At 59.8% G+C, this 22684-nt stretch carries 25 protein-coding genes; 14 read left to right on the forward strand and 11 right to left on the reverse strand.

What is annotated here, in order from left to right:
• The first annotated feature begins 133 nt into the window (after nt 1-133).
• From ACR0CE_RS08040 to glmM, 5 genes are all read left to right on the forward strand, one after another.
• Nucleotides 134-775, forward strand: coding sequence for a cell wall hydrolase (locus ACR0CE_RS08040; RefSeq protein WP_480485995.1), 642 nt, complete (start codon nt 134-136; stop codon nt 773-775).
• 73 nt (nt 776-848) lie between these two features.
• Entirely contained in the window at nt 849-2222 is a 1374-nt protein-coding gene (locus tag ACR0CE_RS08045; protein WP_480831793.1) for a multicopper oxidase family protein, read from the forward strand.
• Nucleotides 2223-2322: 100 nt separating this feature from the next.
• On the forward strand, nt 2323-3243 hold the full coding sequence (locus ACR0CE_RS08050; RefSeq protein WP_209504247.1) for a dihydroneopterin aldolase: 921 nt from the start codon (nt 2323-2325) through the stop codon (nt 3241-3243).
• A complete protein-coding gene (gene folP, locus ACR0CE_RS08055; RefSeq protein WP_480831796.1) occupies nt 3240-4238 on the forward strand; it encodes a dihydropteroate synthase in 999 nt (332 codons plus the stop codon). The genes ACR0CE_RS08050 and folP overlap by 4 nt, the downstream gene beginning before the upstream one ends.
• Nucleotides 4239-4271: 33 nt before the next feature.
• Nucleotides 4272-5615 (forward strand): phosphoglucosamine mutase, encoded by a 1344-nt coding sequence (gene glmM / locus ACR0CE_RS08060; RefSeq protein ID WP_480831798.1) that lies wholly within the window; start codon nt 4272-4274, stop codon nt 5613-5615.
• Here glmM and ACR0CE_RS08065 read toward each other — a convergent pair.
• A complete protein-coding gene (locus ACR0CE_RS08065) occupies nt 5612-6514 on the reverse strand; it encodes a DMT family transporter (RefSeq protein ID WP_480831800.1) in 903 nt (300 codons plus the stop codon). The genes glmM and ACR0CE_RS08065 overlap by 4 nt on opposite strands.
• A gap of 78 nt (nt 6515-6592) precedes the next feature.
• Here ACR0CE_RS08065 and ACR0CE_RS08070 point away from each other — a divergent pair, with 78 nt between their 5' ends.
• Nucleotides 6593-6904 carry an ArsR/SmtB family transcription factor gene (locus ACR0CE_RS08070; RefSeq protein WP_480831802.1) on the forward strand — a complete coding sequence of 104 codons (312 nt, stop codon included), beginning with the start codon at nt 6593-6595 and terminating at the stop codon, nt 6902-6904.
• Complete coding sequence (locus ACR0CE_RS08075) at nt 6901-7350, forward strand: SRPBCC domain-containing protein (RefSeq protein WP_480831803.1); 450 nt, start codon at nt 6901-6903, stop codon at nt 7348-7350. The genes ACR0CE_RS08070 and ACR0CE_RS08075 overlap by 4 nt, the downstream gene beginning before the upstream one ends.
• A 52-nt stretch (nt 7351-7402) precedes the next feature.
• Here ACR0CE_RS08075 and ilvC read toward each other — a convergent pair whose 3' ends face one another.
• Nucleotides 7403-8425, reverse strand: a complete 1023-nt coding sequence (gene ilvC, locus ACR0CE_RS08080) for a ketol-acid reductoisomerase (protein WP_267363386.1) — start codon at nt 8423-8425, stop codon at nt 7403-7405.
• Nucleotides 8426-8556: 131 nt separating this feature from the next.
• On the opposite strand from ilvC, the gene ACR0CE_RS08085 reads away from it, so the two are divergent.
• Both ACR0CE_RS08085 and ACR0CE_RS08090 read left to right on the forward strand, forming a co-directional pair.
• Nucleotides 8557-9012: an Lrp/AsnC family transcriptional regulator gene (locus ACR0CE_RS08085; RefSeq protein ID WP_267363387.1), complete on the forward strand. Its 456-nt coding sequence runs from the start codon at nt 8557-8559 to the stop codon at nt 9010-9012.
• A complete protein-coding gene (locus tag ACR0CE_RS08090; RefSeq protein ID WP_480557285.1) occupies nt 9009-9467 on the forward strand; it encodes an Lrp/AsnC family transcriptional regulator in 459 nt (152 codons plus the stop codon). Before ACR0CE_RS08085 ends, ACR0CE_RS08090 begins: the two co-directional genes overlap by 4 nt.
• 6 nt (nt 9468-9473) lie before the next feature.
• On the opposite strand, the gene ACR0CE_RS08095 is transcribed toward ACR0CE_RS08090, so the two are convergent.
• The gene (locus ACR0CE_RS08095) at nt 9474-10106 is read right to left on the reverse strand and encodes a GntR family transcriptional regulator (RefSeq protein ID WP_480831806.1); all 633 of its coding nucleotides are present in this window, start codon (nt 10104-10106) and stop codon (nt 9474-9476) included.
• A gap of 299 nt (nt 10107-10405) precedes the next feature.
• Here ACR0CE_RS08095 and ACR0CE_RS08100 point away from each other — a divergent pair, with 299 nt between their 5' ends.
• A complete protein-coding gene (locus ACR0CE_RS08100) occupies nt 10406-11533 on the forward strand; it encodes an aminotransferase class V-fold PLP-dependent enzyme (RefSeq protein ID WP_480831836.1) in 1128 nt (375 codons plus the stop codon).
• 12 nt (nt 11534-11545) lie between these two features.
• Here ACR0CE_RS08100 and ACR0CE_RS08105 read toward each other — a convergent pair whose 3' ends face one another.
• The 3 genes from ACR0CE_RS08105 to ACR0CE_RS08115 form a co-directional block, all read right to left on the reverse strand.
• Nucleotides 11546-12742 (reverse strand): UbiH/UbiF family hydroxylase, encoded by a 1197-nt coding sequence (locus ACR0CE_RS08105; protein WP_480831808.1) that lies wholly within the window; start codon nt 12740-12742, stop codon nt 11546-11548.
• Between the two features lie 74 nt (nt 12743-12816).
• Nucleotides 12817-13065: a hypothetical protein gene (locus ACR0CE_RS08110; protein WP_209504235.1), complete on the reverse strand. Its 249-nt coding sequence runs from the start codon at nt 13063-13065 to the stop codon at nt 12817-12819.
• 86 nt (nt 13066-13151) lie between these two features.
• Complete coding sequence (locus tag ACR0CE_RS08115; RefSeq protein WP_480831810.1) at nt 13152-13796, reverse strand: pyrimidine 5'-nucleotidase; 645 nt, start codon at nt 13794-13796, stop codon at nt 13152-13154.
• Between the two features lie 100 nt (nt 13797-13896).
• Between ACR0CE_RS08115 and ACR0CE_RS08120 the strand changes: the two genes are divergently transcribed.
• Nucleotides 13897-14544: a GntR family transcriptional regulator gene (locus tag ACR0CE_RS08120; protein WP_209504233.1), complete on the forward strand. Its 648-nt coding sequence runs from the start codon at nt 13897-13899 to the stop codon at nt 14542-14544.
• Nucleotides 14545-14547: 3 nt separating this feature from the next.
• Here the strand turns inward: ACR0CE_RS08120 and ACR0CE_RS08125 are convergent, their stop codons facing one another.
• Together ACR0CE_RS08125 and carA are read right to left on the reverse strand one after the other, a co-directional pair.
• Nucleotides 14548-16425: a glycosyltransferase gene (locus tag ACR0CE_RS08125; RefSeq protein ID WP_480831812.1), complete on the reverse strand. Its 1878-nt coding sequence runs from the start codon at nt 16423-16425 to the stop codon at nt 14548-14550.
• 81 nt (nt 16426-16506) lie between these two features.
• Nucleotides 16507-17673, reverse strand: coding sequence for a glutamine-hydrolyzing carbamoyl-phosphate synthase small subunit (carA, locus tag ACR0CE_RS08130; protein WP_480831814.1), 1167 nt, complete (start codon nt 17671-17673; stop codon nt 16507-16509).
• 183 nt (nt 17674-17856) lie between these two features.
• On the opposite strand from carA, the gene ACR0CE_RS08135 reads away from it, so the two are divergent.
• The gene (locus ACR0CE_RS08135) at nt 17857-18342 is read left to right on the forward strand and encodes a GatB/YqeY domain-containing protein (RefSeq protein ID WP_267366166.1); all 486 of its coding nucleotides are present in this window, start codon (nt 17857-17859) and stop codon (nt 18340-18342) included.
• A 21-nt stretch (nt 18343-18363) separates the two neighbouring features.
• On the opposite strand, the gene ACR0CE_RS08140 is transcribed toward ACR0CE_RS08135, so the two are convergent.
• From ACR0CE_RS08140 to ctaD, 3 genes are all read right to left on the reverse strand, one after another.
• Nucleotides 18364-18855, reverse strand: a complete 492-nt coding sequence (locus ACR0CE_RS08140; RefSeq protein ID WP_209504230.1) for a DUF2244 domain-containing protein — start codon at nt 18853-18855, stop codon at nt 18364-18366.
• 44 nt (nt 18856-18899) lie between these two features.
• Complete coding sequence (locus ACR0CE_RS08145) at nt 18900-19499, reverse strand: 2-hydroxychromene-2-carboxylate isomerase (RefSeq protein WP_209504229.1); 600 nt, start codon at nt 19497-19499, stop codon at nt 18900-18902.
• A gap of 122 nt (nt 19500-19621) precedes the next feature.
• Entirely contained in the window at nt 19622-21280 is a 1659-nt protein-coding gene (gene ctaD, locus ACR0CE_RS08150; protein WP_480557275.1) for a cytochrome c oxidase subunit I, read from the reverse strand.
• Between the two features lie 406 nt (nt 21281-21686).
• Between ctaD and ACR0CE_RS08155 the strand changes: the two genes are divergently transcribed.
• Both ACR0CE_RS08155 and ACR0CE_RS08160 read left to right on the forward strand, forming a co-directional pair.
• Nucleotides 21687-21893 (forward strand): hypothetical protein, encoded by a 207-nt coding sequence (locus ACR0CE_RS08155; RefSeq protein WP_480831817.1) that lies wholly within the window; start codon nt 21687-21689, stop codon nt 21891-21893.
• A 94-nt stretch (nt 21894-21987) separates the two neighbouring features.
• Nucleotides 21988-22467 (forward strand): hypothetical protein, encoded by a 480-nt coding sequence (locus ACR0CE_RS08160; protein WP_480831819.1) that lies wholly within the window; start codon nt 21988-21990, stop codon nt 22465-22467.
• Nucleotides 22468-22684: the final 217 nt, after the last annotated feature.

The raw sequence follows: 22684 nt of genomic DNA on the forward strand, positions 1-22684 counted from the left end.
ATATTTTCGCTACGGGCGATTTTCCACTTGCTTTTTTCAAGATACTGGACCTTTGCCTCAGTCTGGGGTATCAGCCTCGTCGCGCCCGCCGGGGGAGGGTATGGCGCGTGATGTGCCTGTGCGAGGTTATCTGATGCTACGTTACATATTGGCTGTTGCCGCAGTGGCGGCAACCGTGCTGCCGAGTGCGTCCTTCGCCGAGAAGGAAGCGACTGATACTGCAAAACAAGAACTTGTCGCCCGCAGTGAACTGCCGGCGCAAAGTTTTCGGGACTATTTCAAGCTGTTCCAGCCCCGTAAGGCGGCTGAACCTGTCGAAGTGTCCTTCTCCAAAGACTGGCTTGACCAGCAACCAAAGGCCTCTGGTGGTGAAAACTGGAAATGCCTGTCCGAAGCCCTGTACTTCGAGGCGCGCGGCGAAAGCGTGCGCGGCCAGTTCGCGGTTGCCGAAGTGATCCTGAACCGGGTCAAAAGCAGCCGTTTCCCGGATTCCCTGTGCGGGGTGATCCATCAGGGGACCGGCAAGAAATACCAGTGCCAGTTCACATACACCTGCGATGGCCGCAAAGAGGTCATCCACGAGAAAACGGCGTATGAGCGTGTGGCAAAAGTCGCGCGGGCAGCCATTGATGGTGTGGCGGATGAGTTGACCGAAGGGGCGACGCACTATCACACGACGTCGGTTCGCCCATCCTGGTCGCGGGTCTATAAACAGACGGCGAAAATCGGCGTGCATGTTTTTTACCGCCACAACTACCGGACAGCGAGCAACTGATTGACGCACCCGCGCTGGAAGCTTGCTGGCGCGGGGCAGGTTGCATCCTATATTGCGGGCCAGGAGGCCCGTAATGAATTTGAACCGCAGACACCTTTTGCAAACGGCTGCAGCAGCACTGCTGATGCCGCGTGTGGCCAGTGCGGGTTTTGCACCGCTTAATGCGCGTGTAACCAAACACCCGATCGCGCCGGCAAGTTATCCTGAAACGGCAGTCTGGACATATGACGGGTCTGTCCCTGGCGTTGAACTGCGCGTCAGGCAGGGCGGCCGCATCCAGCGCACCCTGATGAACCAGCTTCCGCAGGCCACGTCGGTCCATTGGCACGGTATTCGCATCGAAAACGCCATGGACGGTGTACCCGGCCTGACGCAGGACGCGGTCGAGACGGGCGCAAGCTTTGATTACTCCTTCGTCGTTCCCGACGCAGGGACCTATTGGTATCATGCGCATAACCAGTCGATGGAACAGGTTGCGCGCGGGCTTTACGGGCCGCTGATCGTCGAAGAAACTGCTGCCCCCGATGTGGATCAGGATCTGGTGCTGATGCTGGACGACTGGCGGCTTGATCCGGAAACCGCCCAGATCACGGATGATTTCGACAATGGTCATGACCTCAGCCACGCTGGTCGGCTGGGGAATATCATCACTGTCAACGGATCCCTTGACCCGCGTGTTCAGGTGCGACGGAACGACCGTCTTCGGCTGCGCCTGATCAACGCCTCCAACGCGCGAATTTTTGACCTGGATCTCGACGGATTGTCGGGTTGGATCGTCGCCCTTGACGGTATGCCACTGGAAACGCCGATCCCATTGTCGGGGGCTTTCCCAATCGCCCCCGCACAACGTATCGATCTGGTTGTGGATGTCGTGGCTGCGGGCGATACGGCAAGTCTGGTGAGTGTTGAACGCGACGGTGCCTTTGGCATCGTTCGGTTCGATGTCGACGAACCTCTCGCACCCGCGCCACGACAAGGCGTGGCGGCGCTGCCGCCCAACCCTTTGCCAGTCATCGAGGATGTCTCATCCGCACCATTGCACCGGATGTCCCTGCAAGGCGGGGCGATGCGCTGGCTGGACAACGCCCGGATCGGGGACACTGAATTGTCAGGCCAGGAACTGGCGCAGTTGGGCCGGTTCTGGGCCCTTAACGGTTATGCGGAACGCCCGTCCGACCCGTTTCTGGACGCCCGGACTGGCGGCCTTCACAGGATCGAGTTTGTCAATGAAACAGTCTTTCCACATGCCATGCATTTGCACGGCCACCACTTCCGACTGATCCAGCCGGACGGATCGCTTGGCCCGTGGCGCGACACTGTTTTGGTTGATCGCGGACAAACCCGCCAGATCGCGCTGGTCACGGATAATCCGGGGGACTGGCTGTTGCATTGCCATATGCTGGGACATGCCGCTTCGGGTATGATGAGCTGGTTTCGCGTCACCTGACGCCGCATTCGGCGGTTGGAATGGCGTTTGTTTGAATGTTATAGGCCCTTGCAACGCCTATAGTGGGCAAGCCCTGCAACAAGCCGAAAAGGCCGGACCCATGAGTTCTGAAATCCGACTGGCATTTGCGCACCCGTCCGAACGGTCCGAGGCGACCTCGCCCCGAGGGCCGCTGGACCGCATTTCCCTGCGCGACCATATTGTCGAGGTTGAAATCGGTGCGTTTCAGGCCGAGCGGGGAACAACCCAGCGGATCTGTTTCAATATCGTGGTCGAAGTCCGGCCTCTGACCGACCCGATTGACGACGATGTGGATCGCATCCTGTCTTATGACCGGGTAACGGAATCCATTGCCTATGAGCTCGCGGCCGAGCGTCTGAACCTGCTTGAAACCCTGGCCGAGCGTGTGGCCGAACGTATCTTGCATGAACCTCAGGCTGTAAGGGTCTTTGTTCGCATCGAAAAACTGGATCGCGGTCCGGGCGCTCTTGGGGTCGAGATCGTGCGCGGGAAAGACTCGGTTCATCACGACGTGACCGAGGAAGACCGCCCGCATCCCCGTCTGGTCTACCTGTCGAACGACGCCATCGCCTCGGACAATCTGACCGGGTGGATCGACCAGTTGCAGAACCGCCAACGCCCGCTGATCCTGTGTGTGGGGGCGTCAGACCTGGCTGCACCGCAAACCGGCCACGCAATGACACAGCGCCGGATTGACCTGCTTGCGATCGAGCAAAACGCGTGGGTTCTGGCCGCACGCGATCACCGCTGCAAGGTGGTTTCAACTCGGACGGAACTGGACTGGGCCATGAAGAACGGCCAGATCTGTGTTTGGGCCCCGTCCAAGATCGTTCTGGACGCGGTGGATGGTCCGTCCGCCGCGCCCTCCGACGCCGTGGCTCTGGCCGCATGGTTTGCCGCGACCTTTGAAGCCAGTGAGATGATGGTCATCGGCGGCGAATTGCCGAAAGCGCCCAAAACCCCCCTGCGGGCTGTGGCCGTGGATCAGGCCCAATTGTGAGCATCTATTTCAGACCGCTGGTTCAGCACGGCCAGACCCGGCCCGCTGGCGCGTTTTCTCTGGCAGGTCAACCCCTGTGGTTTACCCATGTCGAAGCGCTTGGGCGCGATACCGCTCCGCAGGTCATGGCGGCATCGGACATTCCCGGTGGGGCGTTGGAGCGCTTGACCGGCCCGCGCGCACCCATCGCCGGGCTGGATATGCAGGTGCCGCATATCATGGGCATTCTCAACGCCACGCCTGACAGTTTCTCGGACGGGGGCGTTCACAGCTCGGTCGAGGCCGCCCGCGATGCCGCCGCCCGGATGGTGGCGCATGGGGCCACCATTCTGGATGTCGGCGGGGAATCAACGCGCCCGGGTGCGGATTTCATTCCGGCAGATCAGGAAATTGCCCGCACCCGCCCGGTGATCGAGGCGATTCGCGCGCAAACGGATGCCCTGATTTCAATCGACACCCGCAAAGCCAGCGTCGCTAAAGCGGCGTGTGCGGCGGGCGCGGGGCTGGTCAACGACGTCTCGGGGTTCACCTTCGATCACGAACTGGCACCGTTTTGCGCCGCCAAGGGCACACCGGTCTGCGTCATGCATATGCAGGGCGATCCGGCCACGATGCAGGAAAACCCCAGCTACGACAACGTGTTGCTGGATGTTTACGACTTCCTCGAAACCCAGATCGCTCTGCTGGAGAACCTGGGGCTTCGGCGCGACCTGATCATGGTCGATCCGGGCATCGGTTTCGGCAAGACCGAAGACCATAACTTGACCTTGCTGCGCAATCTCAGCCTGTTTCACGGGCTTGGCTGCCCGATCCTGCTGGGCGTGTCCCGCAAGGGCTTTATCGGAACAATTGGACGGGAACCGGACAAGACTGCCCGCGCTCCGGGTTCAATTGCCGTGGCTTTGGCCGGATTGTCCCAGGGCGTGCAGATCATTCGCGTTCACGACGTCGCCGAGACTGCTCAGGCCTTGCGCCTATGGGCTGCTGTCCGGTAATCCGGTCTCACGGAAAATCACGGAGTGACACCAATGCGCAAGCTGTTCGGAACCGATGGGGTGCGGGGCACGGCCAACACGCATCCGATGACAGCGGAAATGGCGTTGCGCATCGGGGCTGCGGTGGGGCGCTATTTCCGGCGTGATGCGACCGGTGTGCACCGGGTCGTCATCGGCAAGGACACGCGCCTGTCCGGCTATATGCTGGAAAACGCGCTGACCGCCGGTTTGACGTCGACGGGAATGAATGTGCTGTTGCTGGGGCCGGTCCCCACGCCTGCGGTGGGTTTGATGACCCGGTCGATGCGGGCCGATCTGGGTGTCATGATCTCGGCCAGCCACAACCCGGCAGAGGACAACGGCATCAAGTTCTTTGGCCCCGACGGCTATAAACTGTCCGATCAGGCCGAGATCGACATCGAAAAGCTGATCGACGAAGGTGTCCGGCCTGCTCAGGCCCAGAATATCGGACGGGCGCGTCGTGTTGATGACGCCCGGTTCAGATATGGCGAGCGTGTGAAATCCTCGCTGCCGCGCGATGTGCGTCTGGATGGCCTGAAGGTGGTGATCGACTGTGCCAATGGCGCCGCCCACCGCACCGCGCCCGAGGTTCTTTGGGAACTGGGCGCAGACGTGATCCCGATCGGGATTTCGCCCAACGGGAAGAACATCAACCTCAACTGCGGATCGACCAAGCCGCAACTGGCTGCCGAAACCGTCGTGGCGCATGGCGCTGACGTTGGTGTCTGTCTGGACGGCGACGCGGATCGGGTCGTTATCGTCGACGAAACCGGTCAGGTCGCTGATGGCGATCAGCTTATGGCACTGCTGGCGACGGCCTGGAAAAAATCCGGGCAGTTGAAAGGCGATGCCCTAGTGGCCACCGTGATGTCCAATTTGGGGCTCGAACGGCACCTCTCGTCACACGGTATGCGGCTGGAGCGCACAGCCGTCGGCGACCGCTATGTGGTCGAACGTATGCGCGAAGGCGGCTTCAACCTGGGTGGTGAACAATCCGGCCATATCGTGATGAGCGATTATGCCACCACCGGCGATGGCCTGATGGCCGGTCTGCATTTCCTGGCCGAGATGGTTCTGTCCGGTCGCAAAGCCTCGGACTTGTCCAAGCAATTCGAAACTGTGCCGCAGCTGTTGAAGAACGTCCGCTATGCCAACGGTCAAACTCCGCTTGAAGTTCAAAGCGTTAAAGCCGCCATTGCCGATGCCGAGGCGCGGCTGAACGGGCAGGGCCGGTTGCTGATCCGCAAATCCGGCACCGAACCGCTGATCCGTGTTATGGCCGAATGCGAGGATGACGCGCTGCTGGTACAGGTCGTCGACAGCATCGTGGCCGAGGTCGAAGCCGCCGCAGGCTAGCGCCCGAACAGAACCTTGCGCAGGCTGAACCACTGGCTGATGGCCATGCCCGTCAGGATCAGGGCCAGGGCGACGTAGAACCGCAGGGGCAGGGCCTCGGACAGGATCCAGGCCCCGAACACCATCGACCAGATCGGCACCTGATAATTCACCAGTGTCAAAAACACCGATCCGGCGCTGCGGGTGATCGAAACCCGCAGTAAGTTGGCGAATGCTGTGGGGATCAGGCCAAGCACGATCAGGGCCAGCGATGGGCGGTTGCCCTGCCACGTGGGAACACCTTCGATCAGCAGCATGATGGGCACCAGCAGAACAGCGCCGACCAGCAGGGTCAGCGCGGCCAGCGCCAGCGGCTCGACCGGCGGGCAGCGTCGTGTCAGAATCGACGTCGAGGCATAGCAGAGGGCAGCCGAGACACAGGCCAGCTGCGCCAGCGGCTCGGTCCCCTGACCCAGCTTTGCCAGACCGGGTCCGATCAGGACCAATGCGCCGGAAAACCCAAGGCACACGCCCAGAAACCGACGCAGGTTCAGCGGCTCATCTGAAAAGAAATGCGCCAGCGGCAACACCATCAGCGGAATTGCAGCCATGGACAACCCTGCAAAAGCCGAGGGTACATATTGCTGCCCCCAGCTGAGCAGCATGAAAGGCACCGCAGTCGACAGCACGCCAATCAGCAGGATTGATGTAGTCAGCGCGGGTGTCAAAACCGGCATGCGGCGCCCGGTGATCCGCATCAGGACAAGCAACGTCACCGCCCCCAATGTGGTGCGCGATGTCGCCACGGTAATCGGGCCATAGCCTTCCAAAGCCATCGCGACGACCATGAATGTGCCGCCCCAAATAAGCCCCAGCGTGAAAACGCCGCTCCAGTCCTGCTTCGTGGGTTGTTCAACCATTCCATCCCCTTATCCCGCGTGCGCGCCGGTGTCACGGGCTGATCTTGACTTAACGTTAGTTTGAACTTACCGTAAGCAATGACTTACGATTCGACATTTTCAGCTTTGGGCGATGCGACCCGCAGGCAAGTGTTCGAGGCCGTCGCCAGCCAGCCTCAGGCAGTGGGTGAGCTTGCGTCAAAGCTGCCGGTAAGCCGACCGGCCGTCTCACAACATCTCAAGGTGCTGTCGGATGCCGGACTGGTGACATGCCACGCGAAAGGGACGCGCCGGATCTATGCGGTGCGCACCGAGGGGCTGGCAGAGCTGCGCGCATGGCTCGACCGGTACTGGACCGACGTGATGAACAGCTTTGCAGATGAGGTGAACAGAGCCGGAGAGGGGCCATGACAGACCCGATTGTCAAAACAATTGTCGTAAGTGCCTCAGCTGCGCGTGCGTTCGACATCTTCGTCAACCGCATCGGTACATGGTGGCCGCTGGACAGCCACGCGGTGTCCGCATCGCAGGGACAACCGGCAAGGGACGTGGTTATTGAACCCCGGATCGGTGGCGCGGTTTATGAGGTCATGTTCGACGGAACCCGTGCCGACTGGGGTCAGGTGCTGGCGATCGAGCCCGGCCGATCCGTGGCATTCACCTGGCATCCGGGCACCAACAGCGGGTCTCCAACGCGCGTCGATGTGCGTTTTGAGGATTGCGGTTCGGGGCAGGCCAAAGTCACCCTGACGCATTCCGGCTGGGACGTCTGGGCAGATGAAGCGCCCCAAAAGCGCGGCGGCTACGATACGGGATGGGATTTCGTACTGGGCGAATGCTTTGCCAATACGGTCTAGAAACGAAAAAGGGCGACCGCTTAGGCCGCCCTTTGACTGACATCCGTCAGGTTTAGTTCTTTTCTTTGTCGACCATCTTGCCGGCCGAGATCCACGGCATCATGCCGCGCAGCTTAGCGCCGGTCTCTTCGATCATATGCTCGTCATTGGCGCGGCGCGACGCTTTGATGGTCGGCTGGCCAACGGCGTTTTCCAGCATGAAGTCACGGACGAATTTGCCCTGCTGGATGTCGTCCAGAACCGCTTTCATGCGGGCCTTGGTCTCGTCGTATTTCAGGATGCGCGGACCGGTGACATACTGGCCATACTCAGCCGTGTTCGAGATCGAGTAATCCATGTTGGCAATGCCGCCTTCATAGATCAGGTCAACGATCAGCTTCACTTCGTGCAGACACTCGAAATAGGCCATCTCGGGTGCGTAACCGGCCTCGACCAGAGTTTCAAAGCCGCAGCGGATCAGTTCGACCAGACCACCGCACAGAACGGCCTGTTCGCCGAACAGGTCGGTTTCGCATTCTTCGCGGAAGTTGGTCTCGATGATGCCCGAGCGGCCGCCACCGATGGCCGAGCAGTAGGACAGGCCGATTTCCAGCGCCTTGCCGGTTGCATCGTTGTGAACCGCGACCAGGCAGGGCACGCCGCCGCCTTTGGTGTATTCGCCGCGCACGGTGTGGCCAGGGCCTTTGGGGGCCATCATGATGACGTCAACGCCGTCTTTTGGCTCGATCAGGCCGAAATGGACGTTCAGGCCGTGGGCAAACGCGATGGCGGCACCGGGCTTGATGTTGTCATGGACGTATTTCTTGTAGGTCTCGGCCTGCAACTCGTCGGGCATGGTGAACATGATGACGTCGCACCAGGCAGCCGCTTCGGCGATGCCCATCACTGCCAGACCTTCCGCTTCGGCTTTCTTGGCCGAGGGCGAGCCTTCGCGCAGGGCGATGACCAGGTTCTTGGCGCCCGAGTCGCGCAGGTTCAGCGCGTGGGCGTGACCCTGGCTGCCATAGCCCAGGATAGCCACTTTCTTGTCTTTGATCAGGTTGATGTCGCAATCGCGATCGTAATAGACGCGCATTTTGCCGGTCCTTTCTGGTTTGGTTGGGGCGGTTCTACCTGCCGCGCGTCGGATTGGCGATAGGGTTGGGCTTGAGTATTTGTAAAAAAGATGAAGAATAATTCTTGAAAACGGAAAATACTGAAAAAATCATGCTTGATGATATCGACCGGCGCATTTTGCGTCACTTTCAGGCGAACCCCAGCCTGACCACCGCGGAACTTGCCGATCTGTGCCGGATCAGCGCAGGTGTTTGTTGGCGCAGGCTGGAAAAGATGCAGGCAGCCGGGATCATCGAAGGGCAGGAGGCGGTGATCGACTGGACCGCGATGGGCTATGCTGTCGAAGTCTCGCTTCGGATCACCCTGGACAAGACACAGGCCCGCGCCTTTGACGAGTTTATGGAAGAGGCCCGCAACGTGGCCGAGGTGATCGAAATCCAGACATTTCTGGGCCGGGTGGATGTCCGCCTGTCGGTGATAGCGCGGGATATGAAGCACTATCAGCAGCTTTATCGGGACCGGATCCTGACCCTGCCGCATATCGCCGATATCGAAGCGCTGATGCATATCGCGCGGGTCAAGCGGGACGAGGTGTTACCGGTATGATCGAGCTGGACGAGATTGACCGCCGTCTGCTGCGCGCGCTGCAACAGGACGCCACCCAAAGCGCAGGTGCCCTGGGTCGGAGGTTCAACCTGTCTCAGCCCGCCACCTGGCGGCGTATCCGCAGGTTGGAGGACGTCGGGATCATCAAGGGCCGAAGGCTGCGTCTGAATGCCGAGGCGCTGGGGTTCGGCGTGACCGTGTTTCTGGGGGTCAAGCTGGCGCGCAAGGGACAGATCAGCCTTGAGGATTTCGAACGCGCCGTAAGTGCCATCCCCGAAGTGCAGACCGTCGAGCACGTTCTGGGATTGTACGATTACCGCTTGCGCGTTGTGGCGCGGGACCTGTCCGATTTCGAACGCGTGTTGCGGCGCCGGATCATGACGCTGCCCGGCGCTGGCGATGTCGAAGCGAACGTCCTGCTGAGCGAGGAACGGCTGCCCGGACCGATTGGATGACCTGCCTTAGTATCTGGTGCGGATGTAATACCCGGGATGATGGGTCAGGCGGGCAAACGTGATCGGTTTGTCTTCTTTCCAGGTGGTACGCTCCATCTGGATCATCGACGCGCCCGCCGTGGTGCCCATGAATTCCGCCAGCCTTGCGTCAGCGGAAATAGCGCAGAACGCGACCTCGGCATCGTTGAACGGAGCGGCATTCAGCAGCCACTCATGCGGTCCTTGCTGGGTCAGGTCGGCGTTTTCCACATCGGGGACGGTTTCGATATTGATCCAGCGCTCTTCAAGTTGGAACGGGCGGTTGTCCGCGTAATGCATACAGACGACATGCAGAACCCGCGTCTCGGCGGGGACATCAAGCTGAGAGGACAGCCAGCGGGGGCAGGGCTCGACAGTCCGTTCCACCAGCGCATAGCGATAGGCGGCATTCTGGCTTTCGACCATCTGTCTCGCCAGTGAGAATTCCAGCTTGGCGTGTTTGCTGGGCTCTTTCTTGACCCGCGTCCCGCTTTTGCGCTTGCGTTCGATGAAACCCTGATCGGCCAGTTCCCTGAGGGCACGGTTCACCGTCGCGCGGGCGCAATTGAATTCTTCGGCCAGTTGCGTTTCGGTCGGCAGTAATGATCCCTGAGGCCACACGCGGCTTTCAATACGTCGTTTTACTTCATCTCGAACGGACTGGAAGTTAATACGCTTTTGTATCGTCACAGGAAAAATATCCCTTCAAGTAAAAAGTGTGCGCATCTGTTCAGAAGCAAGCAGAAGTGTAAAGGGGAAGTGACACTGGTTGGCGTCATTTTCTTGTGTTCCCAGTGTTATACAGCACCGAATGGGTCGATTTTACCCGCATTCCGTCGCGTCACTTTTTGTCGCGAAATGGCTTTACTGGCCAAGGTAAAGAGACCAAGACTGCACTGACGATATTGAAAGGACGCCATATGCCTGCCTTGCTGAAGAACGTTGACCCGAACGGGCTCGAAGAATTCTCGGTCGTATTCACCGATCGCTCGCTGAACCACATGTCCCAAAAGTTTCAGGGGGTAATGCGCGACATCTCGGCCATGCTGAAAGAGGTGTACAAGGCAGACGGGGTGGCCATCATTCCGGGCGGCGGTACCTATGCGATGGAGGCGGTTGCCCGGCAATTCGCGCGCGGGGCGGATGTTCTTGTGGTCCGGAACGGGTGGTTTTCGTACCGCTGGAGCCAGATCATCGAAAGCGGCGCCCTGACCAGCTCGACCACCGTGATGAAGGCGCGCGAGACCGGAAATGCCAGCCCGTCCCCCTTTGCGCCCGCACCGATTGACGAAGTCGTCGCAACGATTCGCGAACAGAAACCCGGCGTTGTGTTCGCACCGCATGTTGAAACGGCGGCGGGTGTCATCCTGCCGGATGACTATGTGACCGCCCTGGCCAGCGCGGCGCATGAGGTGGGTGCATTGATGGTGCTGGATTGCATCGCATCCGGGTGTGCCTGGGTGGATATGAAAGCCACCGGCGTCGACGTCCTGATCTCGGCCCCGCAAAAGGGCTGGAGCGCATCGCCTTGCGCCGGTCTGGTCATGCTGTCCGAACGGGGCGAGGCGCGTCTGGAACAGACGAGCTCGGACAGTTTCGCCATCGACCTGAAGAAGTGGCGCCAGATCATGCAGGCCTATGAAAACGGTGGTCACGCCTATCACGCCACAATGCCCACCGATGCGCTGCTGGCTTTCCGCGATACCATGGCAGAAACCAGGGGGTACGGGTTCGAAAAGCTGCGCAAGGCGCAATGGGCATTGGGCGACGGCGTGCGGGCGATGTTGAAGGAGTATGGTATTGTCTCGGTGGCTGCTGACGGTTTCGGCGCGCCCGGCGTTGTGGTCAGCTACACCTCGGACCCCGAAATCCAGAACGGCAAGAAATTTGCCGCTCTGGGGATGCAGATCGCGGCCGGGGTGCCGCTGCAATGTGACGAACCCGAAGGCTTCAGCACCTTCCGTCTGGGCCTGTTCGGATTGGACAAGCTTTATGATGTGGACGCCACCATCGCGCGCCTGAAGCGTGTGCTGGATCAGGTTCTGTAAACGGGCCGGGCCTTAGCGAACGCCAAGGCCCATCTGCATCAGCGTCTTGCGCACAGGCGGCAGGGAATACAGCGCGCTCAGCCCCATTGCGCGCGCATCCCGCAGCGGGCGCGCCTCGATCATCGAGGCGCGGTTCAGCAGATCAATCCCTTTGACCCGCATCTCGATCTCGGTGTGGCGCGCCTTGTGATAGGCGTCCAGCATCTGCGCGTCGCCCAGATCTTCGGGCCGGGACTGCGCCAGATCCAGCAGGCAGCGCAGATCGCCCAATGACATGTTCAGCCCCTGCGCGCCGATCGGTGGCACCACATGCGCGGCCTCGGCCATCAGGGCAATGCGCTCACCCGCCAGCCGTTCCGCGGACTGGCTGATGATCGGCCAGATCGTCCGGCGCGATGCCAGCCTCAAGGGGCCAAACAGGCCACAGGACCGTTCCGTCATCGCAGCCTCAAACGCTTCGGCATCAAGGGTCAACAGGTCAACGGCATTCGGCCCGCGTTCCATCCAGACAATGGCGGACGAAGGCTGCCCCTGCCAATCGGGCAGCGGAACCAGCGTGAACGGCCCGCCAGACCTGTGTATCTCGGTCGAGACATTCTCGTGCGGAATAGGATGCGTCACCGCAAACGCCAGCGCTTTCTGCCCATACCGTGTTGTATGCACATTGATACCGGCGGCCTCGCGCATGGGTGAGTTGCGCCCATCTGCGGCCAGCACCAGCTTGCAGCGGATGCGGCTGCCGTCGCTCAGGCCAACGCGGGCTTCGGCAGTGCGGGTGAACAGGCTGACGGTCCCGGTGCCGGGGCGGAAATCGACATTCGGCAGCTCTGCCAGCCGTGCGACCATCTCCCGGCGCAACAGCCAGTTGGGCAGGTTCCAGCCAAACGGTTGCTCGGAAATGTCGGCTGCGTTGAAATCGCGTATGACGCGGGGTTCGGGCACGTCTCCCCCGGCATCGACAATACGCATGATCTGCAAGGGGGCCGCATGGGCATCCAGCCGCGCCCACAGGCCGCATTGCTCCAGCAGGCCGCGCGCAGGTTGCAGAAAGGCGGTGGTGCGCAGGTCGGACCCGTCCACATCCCGTTCGGTGATCGGTGGCGCGGGATCTACGCACACCACGTCAAACCCGGCGGTTCCAAACGCCGCCGCTGCGGTCAGACCGGCGATTCCACCGCCGGAAATCAGGATGTCACAACGGTCAGTCATGGCGCCTCTCATCAGTTCGGGCAGACCCTAGTTCGGTTCCACTCCCTGTGCCAAGTGACATCCTGTCCCGTATCTCAGCCGCGTGAGATCAGTATCAGGACCAGGAACATCACCGGCACCATCATCAGGGCAGGGATGTAAAGGCCGGGAAGACCAAACACCATGGCCGAACAGCCCCACATGCTGAGGACCGCGCCGACGGTATAATACAGGTCCTCCGCCTTGGCGTTGGCGGCGTCGCGGGCCAGCCACCCGAAAACCGGAATTGCAAAGAATAGGCGCTGCCAAACCGGCAGGCGTCCGGGCATCTCGATCGCACTCATGGGGCTCTCCGTTCTGTTCGTCGCTCCAGCGCATATAGGGCTGCGCATGCGGGTGCAGAACGTACGGATCGTCGCAGTGTGACAGGCTACCGCAGGCGGGCCAGAAATGCGGTCAGATCATCCGTGTGATGGTGGATGTGATCGGCCTCATGCGGGTCCGGGGCGACGTGAACCGTGCGCATGCCCATCTCATGCGGGGCGGCCAGATTACGCGGGTCATCCTCGAACATCGCGGCCTTGTCAGCCTGAATGCCATCCTGTGCAAAGATGGCTTCAAAGGCGACTTTCTCGGGCTTTGGCCGATACCCGGCATGTTCGACGCCATAGATTGCATCAAACAGCCCCGAAAGCCCGCGCGCCTGCAAAACCCGCTCGGCGTAGGGTGCGCTGCCATTGGTGTAGACGATGCGCCGTCCGGGCAGGGCGCGAATGTGATCGGCCAGCTCTGCATCCGGGTCCATATGGCTCATGTCCACCTGATGCACCGCGTGCAGATAGGGCTCGGGGTCCAGATCATGTTCGGCCATCAACCCGGCCAGCGTAGTGCCGTATTGGCGCCAGTACTGCCCGCGCAGCCTGTCGGCCTCGGCCCGGTCCACGCCGATGGCCTGCACCACGTAATCCGTCATCAGAACTTCGATCTGATCGAACAGCTGCATATGCGGCGGATAGAGGGTGTTATCCAGATCGAACACCCATTGCGTGACATGACTGAAGGACGGTTTGACCATGGCTTGGGTTTAGGGCGCGGGCGGGGTGTTTTCAATGCCGTACTTGATTGACGCCCCCAGAGACGGATAGACATGTCCGAACGAGGAGACAGAATACCCCATGAGCCAGACCCGATCCCCCACCAAGGATGCCTATAGCCTGATACTTGAAGCCATTGATGTCGGCGTCTACAAGCCCGGCGATCGTCTGGTTGAAAGCGAGTTGGCAGAACGGTTCGGCGTGTCGCGCACCCCGATCCGCGAAGCGCTGCAACGCCTGGAAACCCAGTCTCTGCTGGAACGGGACGGGCGGTCGCTGATCGTGGCGTCGCTGGACCACAACCAGATGGCCGAGCTTTATATCGTGCGCCGCGAACTGGAAGGGCTCGCCGCGCGGCTGGCCGCCAAACACGCCACCGAGGAAGAGATCAGGGTTCTTCACGACATGGTCCTCGAAGATGACAAGCTGGTGGGTGATCCGATGGCGCTGTCACGTGCCAATCGGCGCTTTCACGAACAGATCCATCTGGCCTCGCACAACCGCTACCTTGTCCAACAGCTTGATCTGGTGCACCGGACTATGGCCTTGATGGCGACCACGTCGCTGGCCGTGCAGGGGCGCGGAGAAATTGCCCAGAGCGAACATAAAGGCATCGTCGAAGCCATTGCCGCGCGCGATGAGGAGGCGGCGGGGCGGGCGCTCAAGGACCATATCTCGATCGCGTTCATGACGCGCCTGAAACAGGACGCAAGCCGCCGCGACAAGTGATTATCAGGCCAGCGGCTCGTCTTCGCTGGCCTGTCCGTGCTGGGTCTTGTCCCAGAAAAACGGGTTGGTCGCCAATTCCCACAGCGCCTTGTAACCGGCAAGCACGCCCAGCGGGAAATATAGAAACATCGTCGGAACCCAAGGCAAAAGAAACCGCCGCTCGCGTGCGGATACAGCGATCAGACCAACACCGATACTCAGCCCCTCTGCCATCAAAAACAGCCCGATCAGCGCGGTAGAGGTTGAATGCGGCACGATATTATCCATCGGATTGGCCAGCCCCAGGCTTGACAGCCAGAATACCCAGAGAACGGGCGCCAGCAGAAATTGCCCCAACGTGCCCAGAAAGAACGCCTGAAGGCCCAGAAATCTGGCACCTCCAAGGTCACGCCACAGCTTTTGCGGGCTGCGCATATGCACCAGATACGTGACCATGAACCCCTTGAGCCAGCGCGAGCGCTGTTTGACCCAGGGCCAGGCCCGGAAATTCGCCTCTTCATATGTTGTGGTATCCACCATTTCGGTCCGGTACCCGGCCCGGCACAGCCTTACGCCCAGATCAGCATCCTCGGTGACGTTATGGGCATCCCAACCGCCAAGTTCCAACAGCTTGTCGCGACGGAAAAAGAACGTGGTGCCCCCAAGTGGCACCACCAGCCCCATGCGGGCGATCCCCGGCAGGATCACGCGGAACCAGCTGTTGTATTCGATGGTAAAGCAGCGTGACCGCCAGTTGGTGCGCGGGTTGTAGTAATCCAGAACTCCTTGCAGGCACACCACATCCGGCGCGGCCTGGGTGAAATGCGCCACCACGCGCTCGATCTGATCCGGTTGTGGAGCGTCCTCTGCGTCCCATACGCCGACGAAGTCGCCCCGGCAGAAATCCAGCGCGTAATTCATGGCGCGGGGTTTGGTGGTCAACCCGTTCAGCTCGGGCACCTCGACGATGCGAAACCAGCTGGGCAGGCTCACCTGCGCAAGGGCATTGCGCGTCACGTCATCCTTTTCCTCAAGCACAAGGATGAGATCCAGCAACGCCTTGGGATAGGTCAGCCGCTGTAGTCTCTGCACCAGAGCGTTCGCGATCTCGCGCTCCTTGTACAATGGCACCATGATCGATACGCAGGGTTGCCGCAATGTGATGGCAGCTTCGGTGTGGTCCGGCTGCGTTCTCAGGCGATGCCAAAGGTAAGCCAGCGTGCCAGCCATCCGAAAGGCTGCAAAAAGCGCCAGAGTTCCCACAGCCATGCCCAGCACCGCCAGCAGGCCAAACGCCGGGAACATGGCAAACAGCCCCAGCACACACAACAGGGCCACCGAAGGTCCCACGCGTGACCTAAGGGTCCAGTTGCGGCAGCTTTGCGCGGGATCAACCCGCGTTTCCGCCGATCTGGCCAAAGACCCCGAGAATTGCCGTGCAATCGTGCGGTCGATCTGATCAGAGGCCGCCAGCACCGGGATCACGGCATATTCGCATTCGCGCATTTCGGCGGTCACGGTTGCGAACCGGTCGGGCCGGGCCGTGGCCACCAGAACAAGGGGGCCAATCCGCATCCAGGGGATGACATTGTGTTTCAGCCAGAAGTCGACCGGCATCAGCCCGCTCAGTTCCGGCATCGGCGGGATTTGTTCAAGATCTGCAATCTGCCAGCCGGATTGCGCGGACAGCGCGCTCAACACGTCCTGCCGGGTGGCATAACCTTCGCCGACCAGTATCTCTCCCAGCGGAGCGTTCTGTCTGGTTTGCTGGCTTAGCGCATGGTCCAGCTGGGATCGGGTGATGGTTCCGGTTTCCAGCAGGCAGGTGCCCAGTGGTTTCCGATACCCGGGCGCAGGGATCGGTGCGGCGGACGTGAAATCCAGAAGATCAAGCTCAGCCATAACAAAACCCTGGCGCAGTTACCTGCGCTCAGGGTTGTTCGATCAGGGTTAACACCCGGTTAACACTGCACAGACAAGCAGTTATGCCTGAATTTTCTTCTTTTCCATGGCCTCGGCGAAACGCTCGAACAGATAGAAACTGTCCTGCGGTCCGGGCGATGCCTCGGGGTGGTATTGCACCGAATAAACCGGCCTATCCGCCATGCGGATACCGCAGTTCGAACCGTCAAACAGCGACCGGTGGGTTTCCACGACGCCATCCGGCAGGGATTGCGCATCGACAGCAAAACCGTGGTTCATCGACGTGATCTCGACTTTGCCGGTGTCCAGATCCTTGACCGGGTGGTTCGCGCCATGGTGGCCATGGTTCATCTTGACCGTCTGACCTCCCAGCGCCAGCGCCAGCATCTGGTGTCCAAGGCAGATGCCGAACACAGGCAGGTCTGTCGTCTCCAGAATCTCTTTGATCATCGGCACGGCGTATTCGCCTGTTGCTGCCGGATCGCCGGGACCGTTCGACAGGAACACACCGTCGGGCTGATGTGCCAGCACGTCGGCTGCGGTCGCGGTTGCGGGCAGAACGGTAACATCACATCCGGCGGATGCGAGGCAGCGCAGGATGTTGCGCTTGGCGCCATAGTCTACGGCAACAACCTTGTGGGCAGGGGCCTTCTGACGCTGGTACCCATCCGGCCAGGCCCACCGCATCTCATCCCAGCGATAGCTTTGGGCGCAGGTGACTTCCTTGGCCAGGTCCATGCCCTCCAGCCCGGCAAAACCGCGCGCGGCGGCGACCAGCGCCTCGATGTCGAAATTTCCCTCGGGGTCATGGGCCAGCGCCACATGCGGCGCACCTTGCTGGCGGATTGCCCGGGTCAGGCGGCGGGTATCGGCACCCCCGATGGCGATGCGCCCCCGGCGGGCCAGCCAATCCTTGAGCTCCTCGGCCGAGCGCCAGTTCGATGGCTCGGTCGGATCCCATTTCACAACCATGCCAGCGGCGACCGGATCACCGGTTTCGTCATCCTCGGGGTTCACGCCGACATTGCCGATATGAGGGAAGGTGAAGGTCACGATCTGCCCGGCATAAGACGGGTCGGTCATGATCTCCTGATATCCGGTCATCGCCGTGTTAAAGCACAGCTCGGCCACGGTTTGCCCGGTCGCGCCGAAGCCTGCGCCGTAAAACAGGGTTCCATCGGCCAAAGCCAGACATGCGGTGGGCTTGGACGGGGCATTCGGGGCCATGGCGCGACTCTCCTGTAGGGTAAATCGGCGCATACCTAAGGGGGTTGCGCGTCTGGGTCAAGTCTGTTCAATTTTTGGGCTATTGTTGTTTTTCAATAGGTTAGCTGTATTCACCCCCGGTTGTGTCAGGCTTTTTGTTTCGATATGGTCGGGGTTCCGTTGTCATGGGGATGGACAAACCGAATGGACATGCGATCACGGGTGAATGCCGCCCTGAAGCAAGCAATGAAAGACAAAGCAGCCGAGCGTCTGTCGACGCTGCGGTTGATCAACGCCGCCATCAAAGACCGCGACATCGCGGCACGTGCGTCCGACAATGAAGAAGCAAAGGGATGCAGCGACGCAGAGGTTCTTGAAATCCTTGGTAAAATGACCAAGCAGCGCAAGGAAAGCGCCCGCGCCTACGAAGAGGGTGGTCGCCTGGATCTGGCCGAACGCGAGATTCGCGAAGTCGAGGTGATCGAGGAATTTCTACCCAAACAGCTAGACGACGATGAGGTCAGCAAGGCCATTCAAACCGCCATCACGGCAACCGGCGCGGGTTCGATCCGCGATATGGGTAAGGTGATGGGCGAGTTGAAGACGCGCTATACCGGCCGGATGGATTTCGGCAAGGTCGGTCCGATGGTCAAGGATCATCTGTGCGCAGCCTCAAACGGCGATTGCTGAGGCACTGGGCCCCGTGAATTGCTACTGTGCGACTGGCTCGCGCAGTCTTAGGACCAGTTCGTCATAAAGCGTGATCCGCTCATCTTCGGACAGAAACGCCCCGATTTCGACCTCGCGCCCGTCTCCGACAAGGGTGACATAATGCGGAACCGGGCCGCCTTTCTCGTGCATCGCCGGCCGCGCCCAATAACGGTTGCAAGACCATTCGTGCTGCTCTTTGCCGGGGGTGTGGTGCACCAGCCGCGCATGTGTGCCCGACAGGGTCAGTACCTCGAACACACTGCGGGCGCGGTAGTTGGTCTTGATGGCCAGCCACAGCCCCAGCACAGTGATCAGCAGAAACGGCAGCAGCCCCCACAGGATCACGGAACCAAGCGTGGCCAGCAGCGGGATCAGGCCAAACAGGAACACCGACAATATCGTGATCATCGCCCCCCGCGGCGGCAGCGAGTTATGCGGCCAAAGCCGCAGTTCCTGTTCGGTTTCCGAGGTCTGATTCCACGTATAGGGCATACCGCGAACATAGCGCAGCGCCGCCTCATGTCGACGGGTTTTGATCAGACGACGTGGCCGACCCGAGACCAGGACAGGGCGTCATCCAGACGATCGTCACCCCAGAACACCTCTTGCCGGACAACAAAGCTGGGGGCGCCGAAAACACCCAGTTTGACGGCGGTTTCGGTTTCCGCCTCAAGGGCCGCGACGATGTCGTCGCCCTGCGCGCGTGCCAGGGTCAGTCGGGGGTCCTGCTGACACCGCAAAAGCGCCTCGGACAGCGCACTTTCGCGACCGGCTTCCACCCCTTCCTCGAACCAGATGCGATAGAGCGTTTGGGTGAACGTCACGCCCCAGCCATCCATCATTCCAAGCAACGCAACCTGATTGGCCAGTGGCAGATTGGAAATCGGATAGGGCGCGGGCAGGTTGGCGTGGATGTGGTACTTGGCACAGCGGCGTTCGATATCGCGCCACATGTAAGCCGATTTCACAGGCTTTCCGGCAAAAGGGATGTTCTGCTGGGCCGACATCACCGTACGCACGTTGAACGGGCGCCAGTTCACCGTGGCGTCATGCTGGGCGCACCATTCCTCCAGACGCATCACGGTCAGGAAGCTGTACGTGCTGCCAATGGAATACCAAAAGTCGATCTCGGGCATTGCCGACCCTCCGACTGTTCCGTCCGCACATCATAGCCGATTTCGTCGCACTTGGCGAACGCAGGGTGAGGGCAAAGAAAAACCCCGCCACGTGGGCGGGGTTTTCTTGGTTCAGATCGGGATCAGTGCGCGTGGCCCTTGTCCCAGTCTTCCTGCTTGGGCAGTTGCTCGAACGTGTGCTCGGGCGGCGGGGTGGGCAGGGTCCATTCCAGCGTATCGGCATACTCGTTCCAGTAGTTGGGCCGTGTCTCGCGTGCGCCACGCAGCAGGGCGTAGATCACGATGCCGAAGAACAGCAGGAACGAGGCGAACGAGATGAACGCGCCGATCGACGAAACATAGTTCCACTGCGCGAACGCTTCGGGATAGTCGATGTAGCGGCGCGGCATGCCCTGACGACCCAGGAAGTGCTGCGGGAAGAAGGTCAGGTTGGCGCCGATGAAGAACATCCAGAAGTGAACCTTGCCCCAGAACTCGGAATACTGGCGACCGGTCATTTTTGCGAAGTAGAAATACATCCCCGCAAAGATCGCAAAGACAGCACCCAAGCTCATCACATAGTGGAAGTGTGCCACCACATAGTAGGTGTCGTGATAGGCACGGTCCACGCCAGCCTGCGACAGCACCACACCGGTCACACCGCCAACGGTGAACAGGAACAGGAAGCCAAAGGCAAACAGCATCGGTGTCTTGAACTCGATGGAACCGCCCCACATGGTCGCGATCCACGAGAAGACCTTAACACCTGTCGGAACCGCGATGACCATCGTGGCCAGCATGAAATAGGCCTGCTGACGCAGCGACATGCCAACGGTGTACATGTGGTGCGCCCACACGACAAAGCCCAGAACACCGATAGCGATAATCGCCCAGACCATCGGCAGATAGCCAAAGATCGGCTTGCGCGAGAAGGTCGCGATGACATGGCTGATGATGCCGAAACCGGGCAGGATCACGATATACACTTCCGGGTGGCCAAAGAACCACAGGATGTGCTGATACAGGATCGGGTCACCGCCACCGGCCGGATCAAAGAAGGTAAAGCCAAAGTTGCGGTCCATCAGCAACATGGTGATCGCGCCCGCCAGAACCGGCAGCGACAGCAGAATCAGCCACGAGGTGACGAAGATCGACCAGCTGAACAGCGGCACCTTGAACAGGGTCATGCCGGGGGCACGCATGTTCAGGAAGGTGGTGATCATGTTGATCGCGCCGAGGATCGAGGAGGCGCCCGATACGTGCACGGCAAAGATCGCAAGGTCCATGGACATGCCGCCCTCGGTCGTGGACAGCGGCGGGTACAGAACCCAGCCCACGCCCGAACCAAGCTGATCGTTACCCCCGGGGCTGAGCAGCGAGGCCACACCCAGCGAGGTACCGGCAACATAAAGCCAGAAGGACAGGTTGTTCATCCGCGGGAACGCCATATCCGGCGCGCCGATCTGCAACGGCATGAAATAGTTGCCAAATCCGCCGAACAGGGCAGGGATGACAACAAAGAACATCATCAGAACACCGTGATAGGTGATCATCACGTTCCACAGATGCCCGTTGGGCGTACACGGGTCGGCCATGAAGCCTTCCAGGCACATGTACTGAACACCGGGGTGCATCAGTTCAAGCCGCATGTAAACGGTCATCAGAACCGAGATCAGACCGGCCAGAGCCGAAACGATCAGGTACAGAATCCCGATGTCCTTGTGGTTGGTCGACATGAACCAGCGCTGGAAAAAGCTGCGCTGGTCTTCATGGTCGTGACCATGAATGGCTGCGTCTGCCATTATAGGTGCCTCCTGTTGCAACTACACCGCGTAGCCGGACCTCTCCAACGCGCGGGATTCCTGCTGGTTTTAGAATGCGTAGGGGCGACCTTCAATGGCCGAGTTTGATCTGGATCAAGATAAATGGCCGCACCCCCCTTGAAAACGGGTGTTCGAGAAGCCGGGATCTGAGCGTTCGGGGGGGCTGGTGATACAGCGGGCCTAGCGCCTGTGTTCAGGTCGCCCGCAATGGGTCCGGCTCTCAAAGCTGACCCGGCAGGCGTGAACCTTTGCCTCTAGCCCACCCCTCAGGATCAAGGACAGGGAAGGGGGGTGTTGAGGCCCGAGTAACAATTGCTGCTCCCTGTCTGATTGACGGGAAAGGAGCTTTACGAGTTCTAGGTGTCGGGGCGAATTGGGTTTGTCGATGAAACTCGTGGAAACAGAGGTTGTGAAGTGGTCAGGTAAGGTAAACCCGACTGGTAGCACAATGATTTGTGCCCATAAGGAGAACATGAATCAGGCGCACCGCCTGTGGTTGAGTGAGTGTTTTTATGACAAAGCAATGGGCTGGATATTTGGTGGTCGCATCGTCACTCGTGTGGTTTTGCTCCGGGTATGCGGCTTTGTCTGAGAGCGCCCCTGTTGACGTTTGGGAGCATTGCCGGTCTGACGATAGCTGTACGATTGAGTATGACCGTTTATCCACCCAAGGAGACGAGCCATACATGTTTCTCGGATATGTAATGGACTCTGAACAAGCTCGATGGAACCAGTTTCGAAAGGCAATTCACGCATATCCAGATGTGCAGAGTTGCCTCGTAGAAGAAGAACGAAACAAAAAACAACCAAACCTACTTAAGTTTGATTGGGACAGTGTTGGTACGGGGCAGGAAGCCGCAGTCTGTGTATTTCGGATAGCTAGAAGCCTGTCAAATCAAGATAGGATTCAAAACTGGTTTGCATACCATCAATTTGAGGTTGCAGGACCTCATAGGTATCGAAGCAAAAGCTTCGTGCCGACTAGAGAAAATCAACCGGTGGCATCAATGACCGGCTATTGGACGGTAGAGCAGTACCGCAAACAAACACCATCAATGATTAGAACCTTTACCGGTTTTGACACGGTAATAAGGTACGAAGTGATATTGAGCTTTTCTGAAGAAAATCAAACTGTTGGTGCATCAGTGCTTGCGACAACCAAGTAATTTTTCGGAGGGAAACCCATAGCAAACCTCCAACTTAGCCTTGAACCATATTGAGTTGACCTAAACGGGCGGTTTTCCTTACTTCTTGTAATGCGAACACTTAGGCAACTCGTAGAATACTGAGCAACTCCCCAATGTTTGGACAGATTTCGGTGTAATTTAAGCTACTTTTTGCTCCTGCTGATCGGTTTGGATTTCTTCTTTTCTCAGCCAATAG

The organism is Ruegeria sp. L11 (assembly GCF_056531755.1).